The organism is Litchfieldia sinesaloumensis, assembly GCF_900156865.1.
In the GTDB taxonomy this organism is placed as follows: domain Bacteria; phylum Bacillota; class Bacilli; order Bacillales; family Bacillaceae_L; genus Ferdinandcohnia; species Ferdinandcohnia sinesaloumensis.
Genome location: NZ_LT732529.1, coordinates 3,606,738 through 3,625,643 on the forward strand (window position 1 = coordinate 3,606,738; position 18,906 = coordinate 3,625,643).

Consider the following 18,906-nt stretch of genomic DNA (forward strand, 5'->3'; position numbering starts at 1 on the left):
ATTTAATCGAATGATGTCTGATGAGTATTATATGAAATTAGCGATAGAAGAAGCGAAAAAAGCTACTGATTTAGATGAAGTACCTATCGGTGCTGTTTTGGTTCTAGAAGGTGAAGTGATTGCTAAAGCGCATAATCTAAGAGAAACTCAGCAACGTTCCATTGCACATGCAGAGCTGCTAGCGATTGATAAGGCCTGTAAACGAATTGGTTCCTGGCGGTTAGAAAACACTACCCTATATGTCACTTTAGAACCGTGTGCAATGTGTTCGGGTGCTATCGTATTATCTCGTGTGAGTCGTGTCGTATTCGGAGCTAGAGATCCAAAAGGGGGCTGTGCTGGTACCTTAATGAACCTACTAGAGGAACAAAGGTTTAATCATCAAGCAGAAGTAGTACCGGGAGTCTGTGAGGAAGAGTGTGGACAGCTTTTACGTTCTTTTTTTAAAGAAATTAGAAGGAAAAAGAAAGAAGCGAAAAAAGGTACAAATGGAACTACTTGAAAAAACTTACAGTTGGTATGCATTGATTTTTTCTAAATGAACCTTTATACTAAGAATGTGTCATAAAGACACCTAACAATTTGGTATCAATTTTGCCGTGCTAAGCGGGGAGGTAGCGGTGCCCTGTACTCGCAATCCGCTCTAGCGAGGCCGAATCCCTTCACAGAGGGTAGTTATTGTAGGGTCTGCCTCAAGTAAGTGGTGTTGACGTCTGGGTCCTACGCAATGGGAACCCGCGAACCCTGTCAGGTCCGGAAGGAAGCAGCAGTAAGCGGACTCTCCCATGTGCCGTAGGGTTGCCTGGACCGAGCTAACTGCTTGAGTAACGCCTGGGGTAACTATTCGACGGAAGGTGCACGGCAGTTATACTACATAAATTAACTCACTCATTCGGGTGAGTTTTTTTATTGTCTTGACGTAAGTGTCACCAGTTTTTGTTATATTCATCGCCACGTTGGGTTTTTAAGTGTGACTATTTCCATTTAGTATCGATTGTCTAGTACACTTAGAGTTTTTCCTATTTTTTAATGAATGTTATAATCACTTTGTACAGTATATTCACTTCCTGTATAATAAGAGTTGACGATAAGAAGGAGGGGCAAGATCAATGGCATATCAAGCATTATACCGTGTCTTTCGGCCGCAGGCATTTCAAGATGTGGTGGGACAAGAACATATAACAAAAACTTTGCAGAATGCCCTTCTTCAAGAAAAATTTTCTCACGCCTATCTTTTTTCAGGACCAAGAGGGACAGGTAAAACAAGTGCTGCAAAGATTTTTGCTAAAGCAGTTAACTGTGAACGTTCTCCTGTTGCTGAACCTTGTAATGAATGTGCAGCATGCCGAGGGATTACAGACGGATCTATATCTGATGTGATTGAAATCGATGCTGCATCAAACAACGGTGTTGATGAAATAAGAGATATTCGAGATAAGGTAAAGTACGCGCCAAGTGCTGTAAGATATAAGGTTTATATTATTGATGAAGTACATATGCTTTCCATCGGTGCGTTTAATGCATTGTTAAAAACATTAGAAGAGCCTCCTAGACACGTCATATTTATTTTAGCAACTACAGAACCTCATAAAATTCCTTTGACAATCATTTCAAGATGTCAACGTTTTGACTTTCGTCGCATCACAACCCAAGCAATTGTTGGTCGAATGAAAACTGTTATTGCAGAACAAAACGTAACTGTAGCAGACCCTGCACTATATGTAATAGCAAGAGCTGCTGAAGGTGGAATGAGGGATGCGTTAAGTTTACTAGACCAGGCAATCTCTTTTAGCGATGATGAGGTAAATATTGACGATGTACTCATGATTACAGGTGCTGTGTCTCAAACCTTTTTAACGAATGTCGTTCGAGCAGTTCGAGACCGTGATGTCCGAACAGCCTTAAAGACGTTAGATGAAATGATGGACCACGGAAAAGATCCGATGCGCTTTATTGAAGATTTAATCTTTTATTATCGAGATATGCTTTTATATCAAACGGCCCCTCAGTTAGAAGAGGTTTTGGAGCGGGTTTTAGTTGATGAGGACTTTACGGAATTAGCGAAGAGTATTCAGAACCAAGAAATTTATGAAACCATTGATGTATTAAATCAAGCCCAGCAAGAAATGAAGTGGACGAACCATCCGCGTATATTCCTAGAGGTTGCTATTGTGAAGTTAAGCCAAATGGACCCACATCAGAGTCCTGATTCACTTCCCCAGCTTGAGGGCTTAATGAACAAAATAAATATGTTAGAGTCTGAACTTGCATCAATTAAAGAAAAGGGAATTACGACTCAATCACAAGATTCAAAACCAGCAGAAAAGCGTCCACAAAAGTCAGCAAGAGCTGGCTATAGGACTCCTGTAGGTAGAATTAATGAGGTTTTAAAGACCGCAACAAGGCAAAACCTTGATTTATTAAAAGGAAAATGGGGCGATATGCTCGAACAGCTGCGGAGTCAAAACAAAGTATCTCATGCTGCTCTTTTAATTGAAAGTGAACCAGTTGCGGCTTCTTCGGTAGCCTTTGTGTTGAAATTTAAGTATGAAATTCATTGTAAAATGGCATCAGAAAACGCAGAAGTAAAAGAAAATCTAGAAAATATCCTTTTTACATTAACCGGGAAAAAGTTAGAAATGATTGGTGTACCCGATGATGAATGGGGTAAAATTAGAGAAGAGTTTATCCGTGGGCAACGAACCGATGATGATCAAGGGCCTGAAGAAACAGAGGACCCTCTTATTGCGGAAGCAATGAAAATCGTAGGTGCCGAGCTCATAGAAATAAAAGAATCATAATAGAGTAAATCTAAGGAGGAAATGAACATGATGCGTGGTGGCGGAATGGGAAATATGCAAAAAATGATGAAACAAATGCAGAAAATGCAAAAGGATATGGCAAAAGCACAGGAAGAGCTTGCTGAAAAGGTAGTAGAAGGTACTGCTGGTGGTGGCATGGTTACTGTAAAAGCAAATGGCCAAAAAGAAATTATTGACGTTATTATTAAAGAAGAAGTGGTAGATCCAGAAGATATCGAAATGCTACAAGATCTTGTCTTAGCTGCAACGAATGATGCTCTTAAGAAAATCGAAGACCTAACAAATGAAACAATGGGTCAATTCACAAAAGGAATGAACCTACCGTTCTAATTGTCGGTTGAAAGGACTTAGATAGATATGCATTATCCTGAACCAATATCTAAGCTGATTGATAGCTTTATGAAATTGCCAGGTATCGGCCCGAAAACGGCTGTACGACTGGCTTTTTTTGTATTAAGTATGAAAGAGGATATTGTCCTCGATTTTGCAAAGGCACTTGTTAATGCCAAGCGAAATCTTACATATTGCTCTAATTGTGGGCATATAACAGATAGAGACCCTTGTTATATATGTGAAGATGAGCGTCGTGATAAAACGATTATTTGTGTACTCCAAGATCCCAAAGATGTTATCGCGATGGAAAAGATGAAGGAATACAACGGGTTGTATCACGTTCTCCATGGAGCAATCTCTCCTATGGATGGCATTGGGCCAGAAGATATAAAAATTCCGGAATTGCTAAAGAGGCTTCAGGATGACACTGTCCAGGAAATTATTTTAGCGACTAACCCCAACATTGAAGGGGAAGCTACAGCAATGTATATTTCCCGGTTGTTGAAACCAACAGGAATTAAAATTACGCGAATCGCTCATGGTTTACCTGTGGGTGGAGATCTGGAATACGCAGATGAAGTAACCTTATCAAAGGCGCTAGAAGGACGTCGGGAATTATAGGAGGTTTTTTATGCTTTTTAAAAAGAAGGAAAAACTCCGTAGAGAATTTAATCAAGAGCTCTTTAGTCAGTTAGAGATTGCAAAACAGGAATGGATGAGACAAAAGAGTTTGATTGAAAAAAGTGTGGATCCTTCCGATGAAATAATAAATGAACTTAAAGTAGCTGAAACCAAATACTTCTTTTTATTAAGAGAGGCAAAAAGGCGAAAGGTATTTTTAAAATAAATCCTATCTGGGGAAGTACCTATCCTCGGATAGTTTTTTATAAAAAAGCATTTATTATAGAATAAAAATGGACAAGAGGTTCTTAAAACTCTTCACTCACATAGAATAGTAGTACAAGTTGTGAGAAGGAGTGAGTCTGATTGGAACCGAAGTTAGTTATAGCGATACTTGGAGGATTGATCGTACTTGTGCTTCTAATAGGAGCTCCTCTTAGGCCAATTCGTTTAGTAGGGCAAGTATTTGTCAAAATCCTAATCGGCGCATTGTTTTTGTTTTTTCTAAATGCATTTGGACAATCCTTTAATTTACATGTACCAATAAATTTAGTCACATCAGCTGTGTCTGGTTTACTAGGACTTCCAGGTTTAGCAGCACTCGTAATAATAGACTTATTTATAGTAAATTAAAAAAACAAATGGGCTCTCATTTGTTTTTTTATTATGGCTTAGATCTAGTGAGAAAGAATACAGTAGGTGGATTGAAAAACTTTATTACTATAATTTATTGACTTTTAATTAACACAGGTGTATATTTATATTTCTCACAGGGAATACCTTTTAATAAGAAAAAAACTTATAAAATAGTGTTGACTTATTTTTGTGAGGATGTTATATTAATAAAGTCGCTTCTGAGAGGCGGTTAAAAAAGTTCTTTGAAAACTGAACACAATACAAGCGTCAACGTTTTAATTTTGGTAACAAATTATTGAGCAATCAATACTCTTATTGGAGAGTTTGATCCTGGCTCAGGATGAACGCTGGCGGCGTGCCTAATACATGCAAGTCGAGCGAACTTTTGGGAGCTTGCTCCCAAAAGTTAGCGGCGGACGGGTGAGTAACACGTGGGTAACCTGCCTGTAAGACTGGGATAACTTCGGGAAACCGGAGCTAATACCGGATAACATCGAAGACCACATGGTCTTCAATTAAAAGGTGGCTTTTAGCTACCACTTACAGATGGACCCGCGGCGCATTAGCTAGTTGGTGAGGTAACGGCTCACCAAGGCGACGATGCGTAGCCGACCTGAGAGGGTGATCGGCCACACTGGGACTGAGACACGGCCCAGACTCCTACGGGAGGCAGCAGTAGGGAATCTTCCGCAATGGACGAAAGTCTGACGGAGCAACGCCGCGTGAGCGAAGAAGGCCTTCGGGTCGTAAAGCTCTGTTGTTAGGGAAGAACAAGTATCGTTCGAATAGGGCGGTACCTTGACGGTACCTAACCAGAAAGCCACGGCTAACTACGTGCCAGCAGCCGCGGTAATACGTAGGTGGCAAGCGTTATCCGGAATTATTGGGCGTAAAGCGCGCGCAGGCGGTCCTTTAAGTCTGATGTGAAAGCCCACGGCTCAACCGTGGAGGGTCATTGGAAACTGGGGGACTTGAGTGCAGAAGAGGAGAGCGGAATTCCACGTGTAGCGGTGAAATGCGTAGAGATGTGGAGGAACACCAGTGGCGAAGGCGGCTCTCTGGTCTGTAACTGACGCTGAGGCGCGAAAGCGTGGGGAGCGAACAGGATTAGATACCCTGGTAGTCCACGCCGTAAACGATGAGTGCTAAGTGTTAGAGGGTTTCCGCCCTTTAGTGCTGCAGCAAACGCATTAAGCACTCCGCCTGGGGAGTACGGTCGCAAGACTGAAACTCAAAGGAATTGACGGGGGCCCGCACAAGCGGTGGAGCATGTGGTTTAATTCGAAGCAACGCGAAGAACCTTACCAGGTCTTGACATCCTTATGCCATCCCTAGAGATAGGGCTTTCCCTTCGGGGACATAAGTGACAGGTGGTGCATGGTTGTCGTCAGCTCGTGTCGTGAGATGTTGGGTTAAGTCCCGCAACGAGCGCAACCCTTGATCTTAGTTGCCAGCATTTAGTTGGGCACTCTAAGGTGACTGCCGGTGACAAACCGGAGGAAGGTGGGGATGACGTCAAATCATCATGCCCCTTATGACCTGGGCTACACACGTGCTACAATGGATGGTACAAAGGGCAGCGAAACCGCGAGGTTAAGCGAATCCCATAAAACCATTCTCAGTTCGGATTGCAGGCTGCAACTCGCCTGCATGAAGCCGGAATCGCTAGTAATCGCGGATCAGCATGCCGCGGTGAATACGTTCCCGGGCCTTGTACACACCGCCCGTCACACCACGAGAGTTTGTAACACCCGAAGTCGGTGGGGTAACCGCAAGGAGCCAGCCGCCTAAGGTGGGACAGATGATTGGGGTGAAGTCGTAACAAGGTAGCCGTATCGGAAGGTGCGGCTGGATCACCTCCTTTCTAAGGAAACTGAAGTTCTACGAACTTCATAAAAAGACGCTTTGTATTGTGGTCAGTTTTGAGAGTGCTTTTTCTCTCAAAGTCGTTCCTTGAAAACTAGATAACGTAACAAAACATTCATTGAAGTAGTAAAAGTTCTTTTAACAACTTTAGGCGCACGAGAAGCAAGGAGTTCGAGGAACCGAGTGAGGAAGCACCGGAGCGTACTTAAGGTACGTGAGGATGCTGACGAATGAGGTGACGAAGAAATCCGCCGCTTATCGAAGCCGAACAGGTTAAGTTAATAAGGGCGCACGGTGGATGCCTTGGCACTAGGAGCCGATGAAGGACGGTACTAACACCGATATGCTTCGGGGAGCTGTAAGTAAGCATTGATCCGAAGATTTCCGAATGGGGAAACCCACTGCTCGTAATGGGGCAGTATCCTTACCTGAATACATAGGGTAAGAGAAGGTAGACCCGGGGAACTGAAACATCTTAGTACCCGGAGGAAGAGAAAGCAAACGCGATTTCCTGAGTAGCGGCGAGCGAAACGGAAGATAGCCCAAACCAAGAGGCTTGCCTCTTGGGGTTGTAGGACACTCTATACGGAGTTACAAAGGAACGGAGTAGACGAAGCGACCTGGAAAGGTCCGTCAGAGAAGGTAACAACCCTGTAGTCGAAACTTCGTTCTCTCTTGAGTGGATCCTGAGTACGGCGGGACACGTGAAATCCCGTCGGAAGCTGGGAGGACCATCTCCCAAGGCTAAATACTCCCTAGTGACCGATAGTGAACCAGTACCGTGAGGGAAAGGTGAAAAGCACCCCGGAAGGGGAGTGAAAGAGAACCTGAAACCGTGTGCCTACAAGTAGTCAAAGCACATTTATGTGTGATGGCGTGCCTTTTGTAGAATGAACCGGCGAGTTACGATCCCGTGCAAGGTTAAGTTGAAGAGACGGAGCCGCAGCGAAAGCGAGTCTGAATAGGGCGAAATAGTACGTGGTCGTAGACCCGAAACCAGGTGATCTACCCATGTCCAGGGTGAAGTTCAGGTAACACTGAATGGAGGCCCGAACCCACGCACGTTGAAAAGTGCGGGGATGAGGTGTGGGTAGCGGAGAAATTCCAATCGAACCTGGAGATAGCTGGTTCTCTCCGAAATAGCTTTAGGGCTAGCCTCGAGTTAGAGTCTTGGAGGTAGAGCACTGATTGGACTAGGGGCCCTCATCGGGTTACCGAATTCAGTCAAACTCCGAATGCCAAAGACTTGATTCTCGGGAGTCAGACTGCGAGTGATAAGATCCGTAGTCAAGAGGGAAACAGCCCAGACCACCAGCTAAGGTCCCAAAGTATACGTTAAGTGGAAAAGGATGTGGAGTTGCTTAGACAACCAGGATGTTGGCTTAGAAGCAGCCACCATTTAAAGAGTGCGTAATAGCTCACTGGTCGAGTGACTCTGCGCCGAAAATGTACCGGGGCTAAACGTATCACCGAAGCTGTGGATTGTTCTTACGAACAATGGTAGGAGAGCGTTCTAAGTGCAGCGAAGTCAGACCGTAAGGACTGGTGGAGCGCTTAGAAGTGAGAATGCCGGTATGAGTAGCGAAAGAGGGGTGAGAATCCCCTCCACCGAATGCCTAAGGTTTCCTGAGGAAGGCTCGTCCGCTCAGGGTTAGTCGGGACCTAAGCCGAGGCTGAAAAGCGTAGGCGATGGACAACAGGTTGATATTCCTGTACCACCTCTTTACCGTTTGAGCAATGGAGGGACGCAGGAGGATAGGGTAAGCGCGCTGTTGGATATGCGCGTCCAAGCAGTTAGACTGGTAAGTAGGCAAATCCGCTTACCATAAGGTTGAGCTGTGATGGCGAGGGAAATATAGTACCGAAGTTCCTGATTCCACACTGCCAAGAAAAGCTTCTAGCGAGGTAAATGGTGCCCGTACCGCAAACCGACACAGGTAGGCGAGGAGAGAATCCTAAGGTGATCGAGAGAACTCTCGTTAAGGAACTCGGCAAAATGACCCCGTAACTTCGGGAGAAGGGGTGCTTTTTAGGGTGAATAGCCCTGAAAAGCCGCAGTGAATAGGCCCAGGCGACTGTTTAGCAAAAACACAGGTCTCTGCGAAGCCGCAAGGCGAAGTATAGGGGCTGACACCTGCCCGGTGCTGGAAGGTTAAGAGGAGGGGTTAGCGCAAGCGAAGCTCTGAATCGAAGCCCCAGTAAACGGCGGCCGTAACTATAACGGTCCTAAGGTAGCGAAATTCCTTGTCAGGTAAGTTCTGACCCGCACGAAAGGTGTAACGATCTGGGCACTGTCTCAACGAGAGACTCGGTGAAATTATAGTACCTGTGAAGATGCAGGTTACCCGCGACAGGACGGAAAGACCCCGTGGAGCTTTACTGCAGCCTGATATTGAATTTTGGTACAGCTTGTACAGGATAGGTAGGAGCCTTGGAAGCCGGAGCGCCAGCTTCGGTGGAGGCATTGGTGGGATACTACCCTGGCTGTATTGAAATTCTAACCCGAAGGCCTTATCGGCCTTGGAGACAGTGTCAGGTGGGCAGTTTGACTGGGGCGGTCGCCTCCTAAAAAGTAACGGAGGCGCCCAAAGGTTCCCTCAGAATGGTTGGAAATCATTCGTAGAGTGTAAAGGCACAAGGGAGCTTGACTGCGAGACCTACAAGTCGAGCAGGGACGAAAGTCGGGCTTAGTGATCCGGTGGTTCCGCATGGAAGGGCCATCGCTCAACGGATAAAAGCTACCCCGGGGATAACAGGCTTATCTCCCCCAAGAGTCCACATCGACGGGGAGGTTTGGCACCTCGATGTCGGCTCATCGCATCCTGGGGCTGTAGTCGGTCCCAAGGGTTGGGCTGTTCGCCCATTAAAGCGGTACGCGAGCTGGGTTCAGAACGTCGTGAGACAGTTCGGTCCCTATCCGTCGTGGGCGTAGGAAATTTGAGAGGAGCTGTCCTTAGTACGAGAGGACCGGGATGGACACACCGCTGGTGTACCAGTTGTCCTGCCAAGGGCATAGCTGGGTAGCTATGTGTGGAAGGGATAAGTGCTGAAAGCATCTAAGCATGAAGCCCCCCTCAAGATGAGATTTCCCATAGTGTTAAACTAGTAAGATCCCTCGAAGATGACGAGGTTGATAGGTCAGAGGTGGAAGCATGGTGACATGTGCAGCTGACTGATACTAATCGATCGAGGACTTAACCAAAAAAGAAAAGCGTAGGCGACTGTACTGCCTCGACAAGCGCTGGAACTTCTGACCGAAAAGTCGATAGACTTTGACAGAAGAAGTGAAGCGACCTCGAGAGGCTAGGAGCCGGAGCTAGACAAATGACTTCATGAATGTGCGTACGTTATCTAGTTTTGAAGGAATGAATCCTTCATAATAGTCTAGTGACGATGGCGAGAAGGTCACACCCGTTCCCATACCGAACACGGAAGTTAAGCTTCTCAGCGCCGATGGTAGTTGGGGCATTGCCCCTGTGAGAGTAGGACGTCGCTAGGCACTGAAAAGATCAACCTTAGGGTTGGTCTTTTTTTTGTTTCGAAAAACCGAAGGTTTTAGAAATCATTAAAATAGGTTTAGAAAGAATTGAAAATACGGTGGGTTTCGAGGAGCAAAGAGTTCAAGGAAGCAAGTGAGCGACAACCGGAATGTACAACGTACATGAGGATTGGAGGGAGTGCAGCTGACGCAGAAATCTGCCGCTCATCGGAAGCCGCCGACCGAACACGGAAGTTAAGCTTCGGCGCCGATGGTAGTTGGGGCATTGCCCCTGTGAGAGTAGGACGTCGCTAGGCACGGAAAAGATCAACCTTAGGGTTGGTCTTTTTATATTCAGGAAAACCGAAGGTAGAAAGAAATCAAAATACGGTGGGTTTCGAGGAGCAAAGAGTTCAAGGAAGCAAGTGAGCGACAACCGGAATGTACAACGTACATGAGGATTGGAGGGAGTGCAGCTGACGCAGAAATCTGCCGCTCATCGGAAGCCGCCGACCGAACACGGAAGTTAAGCTTCGGCGCCGATGGTAGTTGGGGCATTGCCCCTGTGAGAGTAGGACGTCGCTAGGCAAGTAAAAGATCAACCTTAGGGTTGGTCTTTTTATATTCAGGAAAACCGAAGGTAGAAAGAAATCAAAATACGGTGGGTTTCGAGGAGCAAAGAGTTCAAGGAAGCAAGTGAGCGACAACCGGAATGTACAACGTACATGAGGATTGGAGGGAGTGCAGCTGACGCAGAAATCTGCCGCTCATCGGAAGCCGCCGACCGAACACGGAAGTTAAGCTTCGGCGCCGATGGTAGTTGGGGCATTGCCCCTGTGAGAGTAGGACGTCGCTAGGCAAGTAAAAGATCAACCTTAGGGTTGGTCTTTTTATATTCAGGAAAACCGAAGGTAGAAAGAAATCAAAATACGGTGGGTTTCGAGGAGCAAAGAGTTCAAGGAAGCAAGTGAGCGACAACCGGAATGTACAACGTACATGAGGATTGGAGGGAGTGCAGCTGACGCAGAAATCTGCCGCTCATCGGAAGCCGCCGACCGAACACGGAAGTTAAGCTTCGGCGCCGATGGTAGTTGGGGCATTGCCCCTGTGAGAGTAGGACGTCGCTAGGCAAGTAAAAGATCAACCTTAGGGTTGGTCTTTTTATATTCAGGAAAACCGAAGGTAGAAAGAAATCAAAATACGGTGGGTTTCGAGGAGCAAAGAGTTCAAGGAAGCAAGTGAGCGACAACCGGAATGTACAACGTACATGAGGATTGGAGGGAGTGCAGCTGACGCAGAAATCTGCCGCTCATCGGAAGCCGCCGACCGAACACGGAAGTTAAGCTTCGGCGCCGATGGTAGTTGGGGCATTGCCCCTGTGAGAGTAGGACGTCGCTAGGCAAGTAAAAGATCAACCTTAGGGTTGGTCTTTTTATATTCAGGAAAACCGAAGGTAGAAAGAAATCAAAATACGGTGGGTTTCGAGGAGCAAAGAGTTCAAGGAAGCAAGTGAGCGACAACCGGAATGTACAACGTACATGAGGATTGGAGGGAGTGCAGCTGACGCAGAAATCTGCCGCTCATCGGAAGCCGCCGACCGAACACGGAAGTTAAGCTTCGGCGCCGATGGTAGTTGGGGCATTGCCCCTGTGAGAGTAGGACGTCGCTAGGCAAGTAAAAGATCAACCTTAGGGTTGGTCTTTTTATATTCAGGAAAACCGAAGGTAGAAAGAAATCAAAATACGGTGGGTTTCGAGGAGCAAAGAGTTCAAGGAAGCAAGTGAGCGACAACCGGAATGTACAACGTACATGAGGATTGGAGGGAGTGCAGCTGACGCAGAAATCTGCCGCTCATCGGAAGCCGCCGACCGAACACGGAAGTTAAGCTTCGGCGCCGATGGTAGTTGGGGCATTGCCCCTGTGAGAGTAGGACGTCGCTAGGCAAGTAAAAGATCAACCTTAGGGTTGGTCTTTTTATATTCAGGAAAACCGAAGGTAGAAAGAAATCAAAATACGGTGGGTTTCGAGGAGCAAAGAGTTCAAGGAAGCAAGTGAGCGACAACCGGAATGTACAACGTACATGAGGATTGGAGGGAGTGCAGCTGACGCAGAAATCTGCCGCTCATCGGAAGCCGCCGACCGAACACGGAAGTTAAGCTTCGGCGCCGATGGTAGTTGGGGCATTGCCCCTGTGAGAGTAGGACGTCGCTAGGCAAGTAAAAGATCAACCTTAGGGTTGGTCTTTTTATATTCAGGAAAACCGAAGGTAGAAAGAAATCAAAATACGGTGGGTTTCGAGGAGCAAAGAGTTCAAGGAAGCAAGTGAGCGACAACCGGAATGTACAACGTACATGAGGATTGGAGGGAGTGCAGCTGACGCAGAAATCTGCCGCTCATCGGAAGCCGCCGACCGAACACGGAAGTTAAGCTTCGGCGCCGATGGTAGTTGGGGCATTGCCCCTGTGAGAGTAGGACGTCGCTAGGCAAGTAAAAGATCAACCTTAGGGTTGGTCTTTTTATATTCAGGAAAACCGAAGGTAGAAAGAAATCAAAATACGGTGGGTTTCGAGGAGCAAAGAGTTCAAGGAAGCAAGTGAGCGACAACCGGAATGTACAACGTACATGAGGATTGGAGGGAGTGCAGCTGACGCAGAAATCTGCCGCTCATCGGAAGCCGCCGACCGAACACGGAAGTTAAGCTTCGGCGCCGATGGTAGTTGGGGCATTGCCCCTGTGAGAGTAGGACGTCGCTAGGCAAGTAAAAGATCAACCTTAGGGTTGGTCTTTTTATATTCAGGAAAACCGAAGGTAGAAAGAAATCAAAATACGGTGGGTTTCGAGGAGCAAAGAGTTCAAGGAAGCAAGTGAGCGACAACCGGAATGTACAACGTACATGAGGATTGGAGGGAGTGCAGCTGACGCAGAAATCTGCCGCTCATCGGAAGCCGCCGACCGAACACGGAAGTTAAGCTTCGGCGCCGATGGTAGTTGGGGCATTGCCCCTGTGAGAGTAGGACGTCGCTAGGCAAGTAAAAGATCAACCTTAGGGTTGGTCTTTTTATATTCAGGAAAACCGAAGGTAGAAAGAAATCAAAATACGGTGGGTTTCGAGGAGCAAAGAGTTCAAGGAAGCAAGTGAGCGACAACCGGAATGTACAACGTACATGAGGATTGGAGGGAGTGCAGCTGACGCAGAAATCTGCCGCTCATCGGAAGCCGCCGACCGAACACGGAAGTTAAGCTTCGGCGCCGATGGTAGTTGGGGCATTGCCCCTGTGAGAGTAGGACGTCGCTAGGCAAGTAAAAGATCAACCTTAGGGTTGGTCTTTTTATATTCAGGAAAACCGAAGGTAGAAAGAAATCAAAATACGGTGGGTTTCGAGGAGCAAAGAGTTCAAGGAAGCAAGTGAGCGACAACCGGAATGTACAACGTACATGAGGATTGGAGGGAGTGCAGCTGACGCAGAAATCTGCCGCTCATCGGAAGCCGCCGACCGAACACGGAAGTTAAGCTTCGGCGCCGATGGTAGTTGGGACTTTGTCCCTGTGAGAGTAGGACGTCGCTAGGCACTGAAAAGATCAACCTTAGGGTTGGTCTTTTTTTTGTGAGAAAATCTGAAGGTTCTGGAGTAACTAAAGCATGAGCACTCGGGAATATAAGAAATACCGGACCAGCAAACCGGACCAGCAAACCGATTATTCGGGTCTGCACATGGAAGAAAATAGGAAGCGTTAGATACTCAAGCACAATAATTTCAACAATATTTTATACTAAGACATACACAAACTAGCTTATTGTCATCATAGATTACTAAATAAACTAAATTAAAATATTTCATTATCTTTATAATTGTGTATACATTTTAGTGAATCCGGACAAAATGATGGTATGGAGGTGGAGGCAGTGAGTTCACTCGCAAATAGAAACCAATATGGGGAAACGTGTATTATATGTGAGCAAGAGAAAAAGAGAGGCATACACCTTTATACAAGATTCATTTGTTTAGATTGTGAGCAGGATATCATTCGTACGGAAACAAATGACCCAAAGTATCAATTTTACTTAGAACGATTAAAGAAGGTATCTACACCAGAGATATATTCATAGTTTTGCTGTATTGTAGTTAATATTGTAGCTTAGTATTGTCTTCGCGTTAGGTACAATTCTAAGTGCTTATTACCGGACCTAGTGGTATAGGTCCCTTTTTTTGTTTTATAATAAGGAAAAGGGTATGGGAAAGGTAAAGTTGATTATGGAGCAAACGCACACACCATTATTTGATGCTTTGGATAAACATGCAAAGATGAGACCACTATCAATGCATGTACCTGGGCATAAATATGGACAAGTTTTTTCAAGTAAGGGATATCCCTATTTTCATAAGTTATTAGAAATAGATGCAACTGAATTAAGTGGATTGGATGATTTGCATCATCCAGAAGGGGCTATTTTAGAAGCCCAAGCTTTATTAGCTGATTTATACGGAGTGGAAAAGAGTTATTTTCTAGTGAATGGTTCAACCGTAGGAAATTTGTCAATGATTCTGGCAGCTTGTTCAGCCAATGATACTGTAATTGTACAACGCAATTCACATAAATCTATTTTAAATGGTGTACGGATGGCTGGCGTCCAGCCTGTTTTTGTTCATCCTACCTATGACCAGGATGTGCAGGTAGCTTCCTTCGTTTCATTTAAAACGATTAGGAGAGCATTTGATACCTATCAGAACATAAAGGCTGTTATTTTAACAAGTCCTAACTATCATGGAATGATGAATAAAATGGAACTATCTAAAATTATTACGTACGCACATGAACATGGTGCAGTGGTTCTAATTGATGAAGCACATGGGGCACACTTTATGTTAGAAGGGTTTCCTTCATCAGCTATAACATTAGGTGCTGATATGGTCGTTCAATCAGCACATAAGACACTCCCAGCTATGACAATGGGTTCTTTTTTACATCTTAATAGTTATTTTGTAAAGCCTGAAGAGGTTGAGTATTATCTCCAGGTTTTACAGTCGAGTAGCCCGTCCTATCCAATAATGGCTTCACTTGATCTTGCAAGGCATTATCTTGCATCTATTGCAAAGAATGGTCCAAATAAAATTCTTGAAAAGATTAAGGGATTTATTCAACAGTTAGATAAGATACCACAAATTAAAGTTGTGAAATCAACGAATCAAGAGGTTCAAACGGACGTATTAAAAGTTACCATTCTATCTCGCTGCGAGTTGAATGGGTACCAACTTCAAACGGTTTTTGAAGAACAAGGCATATATACAGAGATGGCAGATCCAAACAATATCCTTTTTGTTTTGCCATTAACTGATGCTTTTGATGGCGATGGAGTAATTGAAAAAATTAAACAAGGTTTATGGGAATACAAGCCTTTATTGAGGAGCTTTTTAGATTTACATAATGAGGAAGTTGATACAATTACACCCCTCGCTCTTTGCTATAATGAAATTAAAGGGTACAATAAAAAGGTTGTTTCCTTCCGAGAGGCGGTTGGAAACATTTCCGGAGAAATGATTATTCCGTATCCACCTGGAATTCCTGTTCTTATGGAAGGAGAACAGGTAACCGAACGACATATTGAAATACTTAACACCTATATAAATACAGGTGCGCATATTCAAGGTGGAGATATGAGAAAAAAATATATAAAGATTTTATATAAGTAAGGGGCTTGAATAGAAGTGAAAGGTTATTTTATAACATTTGAAGGTCCTGAGGGTGCAGGCAAAACAACCATTTTAAGTATCCTTCACGCTGAGCTTTCAAAAAAAGGATATGATGTTATCTCAACAAGAGAACCAGGCGGAATTGAGATTGCCGAACAGATTCGTTCCGTTATATTGGATAAAAATAATACGAAAATGGATGGCCGAACCGAAGCTCTCTTATATGCTGCTTCACGACGTCAACATTTGGTTGAGAAAGTTATACCAGCTTTAGAAGAAGGAAAAGTTGTATTATGTGACCGGTTTGTTGATAGCTCTTTAGCTTATCAGGGATATGCACGAGAACTTGGAATTGATGAGGTTCTTTCGATAAATGAATTTGCCATTAATGGATTAATGCCATCATTGACTCTATTCTTCGACATTCAGCCAGAAAAGGGTCTAACAAGAATAGGGAAAAATAGTCAAAGAGAAGTGAATCGTCTAGATCTTGAAAATCTTTCTTTTCATCAAAAGGTTTATGAGGGTTACTTAAAGGTAGCGGACCGATTTAAGGAGCGCTTCCATACCATAAATGCGGAACTATCAATCGAAACAGTAACGAAAGAAGCACTTTCAGTTATTGAAAAACACTTGAATAAGGGATAATTAAACAAATTGCCTCAAAAGTCTGATGATTTCTGAGGTTTTTCTTTTCGTTGTGGCTATACTTGTTATAGAATAAAGACAACTATAGACACACACACATAGTTACCAAATTTCGTAATATGAAGGAACACATAAAAGTGATAGAATAAAGGGAGGTAAAATGATGAAGCTAGTCGTTGCAGTCGTACAGGATAAGGATAGCAACCGATTGTCACAAGCATTAGTCGAGCATAATTTCCGAGCTACAAAACTTGCTACAACAGGTGGTTTTCTAAAATCAGGTAATACTACGTTCCTTGTCGGGACGGAGGACATCCGTGTAAATAAATTATTAGACATTATCAAAGATAATTGCAAGCATCGTGAGCAAATGATTGCACCTGTTTCACCAATGGGTGGAAACGCAGATTCTTTTGTCCCATTCCCAGTGAAGGTTGAAGTAGGAGGAGCTACAGTGTTTGTATTACCGATTGATGAGTTCCATCAATTCTAAGTAAAAGGTGTTTTGATTCATGAAAATAAACCAAGATTTTCGTGTGAACATAGATAAGAATCATCCCAACCAGTCCAATAAGGTACCGGGGAATTCTACATTTAGCAAAATTGTCCATCAAGAAGGAAGTAAGCTTCAAATGGAGCAATTGACTAAACTACTGTCCCAAATAGATATGGCGGGAGAACGTCTCTCTCGCTCTCAAACTTTTCAGGATTTAGCTTCTTATAAATCCCTTGTAAAACGCTTTATTCATGAGGCAGTAGAGTACGGGATGGATGTTAAACAGTCCCATAGCTGGAACTTTAATGGGCAAGGGAGAACGCATAAACTTGTTGAAGAGATTGATAAGGAATTACTGGATCTCACACAAGAAATGGTTAACCAAGAACAAGGATCAATTGATATTCTCGGTAAGGTTGGTTTAATAAAAGGTTTATTAATCAATTTGTATACGTGATTTTTTGAAAGAGTGATGTATCGTGGAAAAAACATGGGAACAACTTCAGGAATATCAACCACTCGTAATAAAGACGGTTGAAAATAGTCTCAAGAAGGACAGGGTCGCCCATGCTTACTTATTTGAAGGAAGCCGAGGGACTGGTAAGAAGGAAGTAGGCTTTCTTTTGGCTAAAAGTCTATTCTGTCAGCATCCCAATGGTCATAAACCGTGTAATGAGTGTACGAACTGCCGAAGAATATCATCAGGAAACCATCCTGATGTTCATATTATCGAGCCAGATGGCTTGTCAATAAAAAAGTGGCAGATACAAGCATTGCAAGAGGAGTTCTCAAAAACAGGAGTCGAATCGAATCGTAAAGTTTATTTGATTAATCATGCTGATAAAATGACATCAAATGCAGCTAATAGTTTGTTAAAATTCCTGGAAGAGCCGTCAAGTCAGACAGTGGCGATTTTGCTTACCGAACAAATTCATCGAATGTTGAACACAATTCTATCTCGTTGCCAGGTTCTAACATTTCGGCCACTTGCTCCAAAAGTGATTCATGATCAGCTAGTAGCCGAGGGAATCTCTTCAACTATTGCTTCACTTGTTTCGCATACTACTAATAATATTGAAGAGGCACGCGAATTAAGTGAGGATGCTTGGTTTGGACAGTCCCGTTCAATAGTGATACAATTATATGAAGTAATGGTTACAAGGCCAACGCATGCTTTCTTTTTTGTGCAGGATCAATGGTTGCCTCATTTTAAAGAGAAAGAACAGTTAAGTTTTGGTTTAGATATATTATTACTGATTTATAAAGACTTATTATATATCCAACTTGGTAATGAAGAAAAACTAATTTTTCATGACCAGATTGCTAGTTTTAAACAACATGCACTCCAGACATCTACTAGACGTGTGAGTGATCAAATAGCAGCGGTATTAGAGGCGAAACGTCGTCTATACACCAACATGAACCCACATTTATTAATGGAGCAATTGGTAATAAAGTTACAGGAGGGATTTAAGCTTGTATGATGTAGTTGGTGTACGCTTTAAAAAAGCGGGTAAAATCTATTACTTTGACCCGAACGGCTTTACAATACCTGATGGCGAATATGTCATTGTCGAAACTGTTAGAGGTATAGAGTTTGGCAAAGTTGTAATAAATAAAAAACAGGTTGATGAAAATGACATCGTCCTGCCCCTGAAGAAGGTCATCCGTATAGCGGATTCAAAGGATAAATTAATTGTAGAAGAAAATAAGCAGGCTGCAAAAGAGGCGTATGATGTTTGTCAGGAGAAGGTAGTAGAACATAGTCTTGATATGAAGCTTGTTGATGTAGAATATACATTTGATAGAAATAAAGTAATTTTCTATTTTACTGCAGATGGACGTGTTGATTTTCGTGAGTTAGTTAAGGATCTAGCGGCCATTTTCCGTACGAGGATTGAATTAAGACAAATTGGTGTACGTGATGAAGCTAAGATGCTTGGTGGAATAGGGCCGTGTGGAAGAATGCTTTGTTGCTCGACCTTCCTAGGCGATTTTGAACCGGTTTCCATTAAAATGGCAAAGGATCAGAATCTCTCATTAAACCCTACTAAAATATCGGGTTTATGCGGTCGATTAATGTGTTGTTTAAAATATGAGAATGATGAATATGAAAGTGCAAAGGAACAACTTCCAGACTTGGGTGATGTAATTGAGACTACGAGTGGTGCTGGTAAAGTTGTTGGGCTTAATATTTTAGAGCGAGTACTTCAGTTAGAATTAGTTGGCCATGAACGCGTGGTTGAGTACACGTGGGAGGAACTACTGAAAGAAGGAGCGATTTCGATTCAAGCCACAGAATAATGAGGTGGAATG

The 18,906-nt window shown here is 43.9% G+C and carries 26 protein-coding genes, 3 rRNA genes and 1 other RNA gene; all 30 read left to right on the plus strand.

The window, feature by feature from the left end; genetic code table 11:
- The first annotated feature begins 10 nt into the window (after positions 1–10).
- The 30 genes from tadA to ricT all read left to right on the plus strand — a co-directional run bounded on the left by tadA (position 11) and on the right by ricT (position 18,894).
- Positions 11–502, plus strand: a complete 492-nt coding sequence (gene tadA / locus CZ490_RS17620; RefSeq protein ID WP_077620131.1) for a tRNA adenosine(34) deaminase TadA — start codon at positions 11–13, stop codon at positions 500–502.
- A 95-nt stretch (positions 503–597) separates the two neighbouring features.
- Positions 598–862: signal recognition particle sRNA large type (ffs, locus tag CZ490_RS17625), an RNA gene on the plus strand.
- A 247-nt stretch (positions 863–1,109) separates the two neighbouring features.
- On the plus strand, positions 1,110–2,801 hold the full coding sequence (gene dnaX / locus CZ490_RS17630; RefSeq protein WP_077616976.1) for a DNA polymerase III subunit gamma/tau: 1,692 nt from the start codon (positions 1,110–1,112) through the stop codon (positions 2,799–2,801).
- A gap of 30 nt (positions 2,802–2,831) precedes the next feature.
- Positions 2,832–3,152 (plus strand): YbaB/EbfC family nucleoid-associated protein, encoded by a 321-nt coding sequence (locus CZ490_RS17635; RefSeq protein ID WP_010285585.1) that lies wholly within the window; start codon positions 2,832–2,834, stop codon positions 3,150–3,152.
- Between the two features lie 27 nt (positions 3,153–3,179).
- Positions 3,180–3,776, plus strand: a complete 597-nt coding sequence (gene recR / locus CZ490_RS17640) for a recombination mediator RecR (protein WP_077616975.1) — start codon at positions 3,180–3,182, stop codon at positions 3,774–3,776.
- 10 nt (positions 3,777–3,786) lie between these two features.
- Positions 3,787–4,002, plus strand: a complete 216-nt coding sequence (locus tag CZ490_RS17645) for a YaaL family protein (RefSeq protein ID WP_077616974.1) — start codon at positions 3,787–3,789, stop codon at positions 4,000–4,002.
- 140 nt (positions 4,003–4,142) lie between these two features.
- Positions 4,143–4,409, plus strand: coding sequence for a pro-sigmaK processing inhibitor BofA family protein (locus CZ490_RS17650; RefSeq protein ID WP_077616973.1), 267 nt, complete (start codon positions 4,143–4,145; stop codon positions 4,407–4,409).
- 315 nt (positions 4,410–4,724) lie between these two features.
- A 16S ribosomal RNA gene (locus CZ490_RS17655) occupies positions 4,725–6,276 on the plus strand.
- A gap of 273 nt (positions 6,277–6,549) precedes the next feature.
- Positions 6,550–9,480: ribosomal RNA gene (locus CZ490_RS17660) — 23S ribosomal RNA — on the plus strand.
- Positions 9,481–9,661: 181 nt separating this feature from the next.
- A 5S ribosomal RNA gene (gene rrf, locus CZ490_RS17665) occupies positions 9,662–9,777 on the plus strand.
- Together the 16S, 23S and 5S rRNA genes form the textbook arrangement of a ribosomal RNA operon.
- A gap of 162 nt (positions 9,778–9,939) precedes the next feature.
- Positions 9,940–10,071, plus strand: a complete 132-nt coding sequence (locus CZ490_RS22955) for a hypothetical protein (RefSeq protein WP_268762158.1) — start codon at positions 9,940–9,942, stop codon at positions 10,069–10,071.
- Between the two features lie 139 nt (positions 10,072–10,210).
- Positions 10,211–10,342, plus strand: coding sequence for a hypothetical protein (locus tag CZ490_RS22960; protein WP_268762158.1), 132 nt, complete (start codon positions 10,211–10,213; stop codon positions 10,340–10,342).
- A 139-nt stretch (positions 10,343–10,481) separates the two neighbouring features.
- Positions 10,482–10,613 (plus strand): hypothetical protein, encoded by a 132-nt coding sequence (locus tag CZ490_RS22965; protein ID WP_268762158.1) that lies wholly within the window; start codon positions 10,482–10,484, stop codon positions 10,611–10,613.
- 139 nt (positions 10,614–10,752) lie between these two features.
- Positions 10,753–10,884 carry a hypothetical protein gene (locus tag CZ490_RS22970; protein ID WP_268762158.1) on the plus strand — a complete coding sequence of 44 codons (132 nt, stop codon included), beginning with the start codon at positions 10,753–10,755 and terminating at the stop codon, positions 10,882–10,884.
- A 139-nt stretch (positions 10,885–11,023) separates the two neighbouring features.
- Positions 11,024–11,155 carry a hypothetical protein gene (locus CZ490_RS22975; RefSeq protein WP_268762158.1) on the plus strand — a complete coding sequence of 44 codons (132 nt, stop codon included), beginning with the start codon at positions 11,024–11,026 and terminating at the stop codon, positions 11,153–11,155.
- A gap of 139 nt (positions 11,156–11,294) precedes the next feature.
- Positions 11,295–11,426: a hypothetical protein gene (locus CZ490_RS22980; protein ID WP_268762158.1), complete on the plus strand. Its 132-nt coding sequence runs from the start codon at positions 11,295–11,297 to the stop codon at positions 11,424–11,426.
- Positions 11,427–11,565: 139 nt separating this feature from the next.
- Positions 11,566–11,697, plus strand: coding sequence for a hypothetical protein (locus CZ490_RS22985; protein WP_268762158.1), 132 nt, complete (start codon positions 11,566–11,568; stop codon positions 11,695–11,697).
- 139 nt (positions 11,698–11,836) lie between these two features.
- Complete coding sequence (locus CZ490_RS22990) at positions 11,837–11,968, plus strand: hypothetical protein (RefSeq protein WP_268762158.1); 132 nt, start codon at positions 11,837–11,839, stop codon at positions 11,966–11,968.
- A gap of 139 nt (positions 11,969–12,107) precedes the next feature.
- Positions 12,108–12,239 carry a hypothetical protein gene (locus CZ490_RS22995; protein ID WP_268762158.1) on the plus strand — a complete coding sequence of 44 codons (132 nt, stop codon included), beginning with the start codon at positions 12,108–12,110 and terminating at the stop codon, positions 12,237–12,239.
- 139 nt (positions 12,240–12,378) lie between these two features.
- Positions 12,379–12,510, plus strand: coding sequence for a hypothetical protein (locus CZ490_RS23000; protein ID WP_268762158.1), 132 nt, complete (start codon positions 12,379–12,381; stop codon positions 12,508–12,510).
- Positions 12,511–12,649: 139 nt separating this feature from the next.
- Positions 12,650–12,781: a hypothetical protein gene (locus tag CZ490_RS23005; protein WP_268762158.1), complete on the plus strand. Its 132-nt coding sequence runs from the start codon at positions 12,650–12,652 to the stop codon at positions 12,779–12,781.
- A gap of 139 nt (positions 12,782–12,920) precedes the next feature.
- Positions 12,921–13,052 (plus strand): hypothetical protein, encoded by a 132-nt coding sequence (locus CZ490_RS23010; RefSeq protein WP_268762158.1) that lies wholly within the window; start codon positions 12,921–12,923, stop codon positions 13,050–13,052.
- A gap of 139 nt (positions 13,053–13,191) precedes the next feature.
- Positions 13,192–13,323, plus strand: coding sequence for a hypothetical protein (locus CZ490_RS23015; RefSeq protein ID WP_268762159.1), 132 nt, complete (start codon positions 13,192–13,194; stop codon positions 13,321–13,323).
- A gap of 322 nt (positions 13,324–13,645) precedes the next feature.
- Positions 13,646–13,864 carry a sigma factor G inhibitor Gin gene (locus tag CZ490_RS17670; protein ID WP_159440012.1) on the plus strand — a complete coding sequence of 73 codons (219 nt, stop codon included), beginning with the start codon at positions 13,646–13,648 and terminating at the stop codon, positions 13,862–13,864.
- Between the two features lie 145 nt (positions 13,865–14,009).
- Positions 14,010–15,446: an aminotransferase class I/II-fold pyridoxal phosphate-dependent enzyme gene (locus tag CZ490_RS17675; protein WP_077621106.1), complete on the plus strand. Its 1,437-nt coding sequence runs from the start codon at positions 14,010–14,012 to the stop codon at positions 15,444–15,446.
- Between the two features lie 15 nt (positions 15,447–15,461).
- Positions 15,462–16,094, plus strand: a complete 633-nt coding sequence (gene tmk, locus CZ490_RS17680; protein ID WP_077620133.1) for a dTMP kinase — start codon at positions 15,462–15,464, stop codon at positions 16,092–16,094.
- Positions 16,095–16,257: 163 nt separating this feature from the next.
- A complete protein-coding gene (locus CZ490_RS17685) occupies positions 16,258–16,587 on the plus strand; it encodes a cyclic-di-AMP receptor (protein WP_077620134.1) in 330 nt (109 codons plus the stop codon).
- Positions 16,588–16,606: 19 nt separating this feature from the next.
- Complete coding sequence (locus CZ490_RS17690; protein WP_077620135.1) at positions 16,607–17,047, plus strand: YaaR family protein; 441 nt, start codon at positions 16,607–16,609, stop codon at positions 17,045–17,047.
- 22 nt (positions 17,048–17,069) lie between these two features.
- Positions 17,070–18,074, plus strand: coding sequence for a DNA polymerase III subunit delta' (gene holB / locus CZ490_RS17695; protein WP_077620136.1), 1,005 nt, complete (start codon positions 17,070–17,072; stop codon positions 18,072–18,074).
- On the plus strand, positions 18,067–18,894 hold the full coding sequence (ricT, locus tag CZ490_RS17700) for a competence/sporulation regulator complex protein RicT (protein ID WP_077620137.1): 828 nt from the start codon (positions 18,067–18,069) through the stop codon (positions 18,892–18,894). Before holB ends, ricT begins: the two co-directional genes overlap by 8 nt.
- Positions 18,895–18,906 lie beyond the last annotated feature (12 nt).

Bases quoted from the DNA above. Each gene is read 5' to 3' on its own strand.
- CZ490_RS23000 (WP_268762158.1), top strand. From the start codon at position 12,379: ATGAGGATTGGAGGGAGTGCAGCTGACGCAGAAATCTGCCGCTCATCG.
- CZ490_RS22980 (WP_268762158.1), top strand. From the start codon at position 11,295: ATGAGGATTGGAGGGAGTGCAGCTGACGCAGAAATCTGCCGCTCATCG.
- tadA (WP_077620131.1), top strand. From the start codon at position 11: ATGATGTCTGATGAGTATTATATGAAATTAGCGATAGAAGAAGCGAAA.
- CZ490_RS17675 (WP_077621106.1), top strand. From the start codon at position 14,010: ATGGAGCAAACGCACACACCATTATTTGATGCTTTGGATAAACATGCA.
- CZ490_RS17645 (WP_077616974.1), top strand. From the start codon at position 3,787: ATGCTTTTTAAAAAGAAGGAAAAACTCCGTAGAGAATTTAATCAAGAG.
- CZ490_RS22965 (WP_268762158.1), top strand. From the start codon at position 10,482: ATGAGGATTGGAGGGAGTGCAGCTGACGCAGAAATCTGCCGCTCATCG.
- CZ490_RS17685 (WP_077620134.1), top strand. From the start codon at position 16,258: ATGAAGCTAGTCGTTGCAGTCGTACAGGATAAGGATAGCAACCGATTG.
- CZ490_RS22970 (WP_268762158.1), top strand. From the start codon at position 10,753: ATGAGGATTGGAGGGAGTGCAGCTGACGCAGAAATCTGCCGCTCATCG.
- CZ490_RS22960 (WP_268762158.1), top strand. From the start codon at position 10,211: ATGAGGATTGGAGGGAGTGCAGCTGACGCAGAAATCTGCCGCTCATCG.
- CZ490_RS22955 (WP_268762158.1), top strand. From the start codon at position 9,940: ATGAGGATTGGAGGGAGTGCAGCTGACGCAGAAATCTGCCGCTCATCG.
- CZ490_RS22975 (WP_268762158.1), top strand. From the start codon at position 11,024: ATGAGGATTGGAGGGAGTGCAGCTGACGCAGAAATCTGCCGCTCATCG.
- recR (WP_077616975.1), top strand. From the start codon at position 3,180: ATGCATTATCCTGAACCAATATCTAAGCTGATTGATAGCTTTATGAAA.
- CZ490_RS17670 (WP_159440012.1), top strand. From the start codon at position 13,646: ATGGAGGTGGAGGCAGTGAGTTCACTCGCAAATAGAAACCAATATGGG.
- CZ490_RS23005 (WP_268762158.1), top strand. From the start codon at position 12,650: ATGAGGATTGGAGGGAGTGCAGCTGACGCAGAAATCTGCCGCTCATCG.
- CZ490_RS22990 (WP_268762158.1), top strand. From the start codon at position 11,837: ATGAGGATTGGAGGGAGTGCAGCTGACGCAGAAATCTGCCGCTCATCG.
- dnaX (WP_077616976.1), top strand. From the start codon at position 1,110: ATGGCATATCAAGCATTATACCGTGTCTTTCGGCCGCAGGCATTTCAA.
- CZ490_RS23015 (WP_268762159.1), top strand. From the start codon at position 13,192: ATGAGGATTGGAGGGAGTGCAGCTGACGCAGAAATCTGCCGCTCATCG.
- CZ490_RS17635 (WP_010285585.1), top strand. From the start codon at position 2,832: ATGCGTGGTGGCGGAATGGGAAATATGCAAAAAATGATGAAACAAATG.
- CZ490_RS22995 (WP_268762158.1), top strand. From the start codon at position 12,108: ATGAGGATTGGAGGGAGTGCAGCTGACGCAGAAATCTGCCGCTCATCG.
- CZ490_RS23010 (WP_268762158.1), top strand. From the start codon at position 12,921: ATGAGGATTGGAGGGAGTGCAGCTGACGCAGAAATCTGCCGCTCATCG.
- CZ490_RS17690 (WP_077620135.1), top strand. From the start codon at position 16,607: ATGAAAATAAACCAAGATTTTCGTGTGAACATAGATAAGAATCATCCC.
- CZ490_RS22985 (WP_268762158.1), top strand. From the start codon at position 11,566: ATGAGGATTGGAGGGAGTGCAGCTGACGCAGAAATCTGCCGCTCATCG.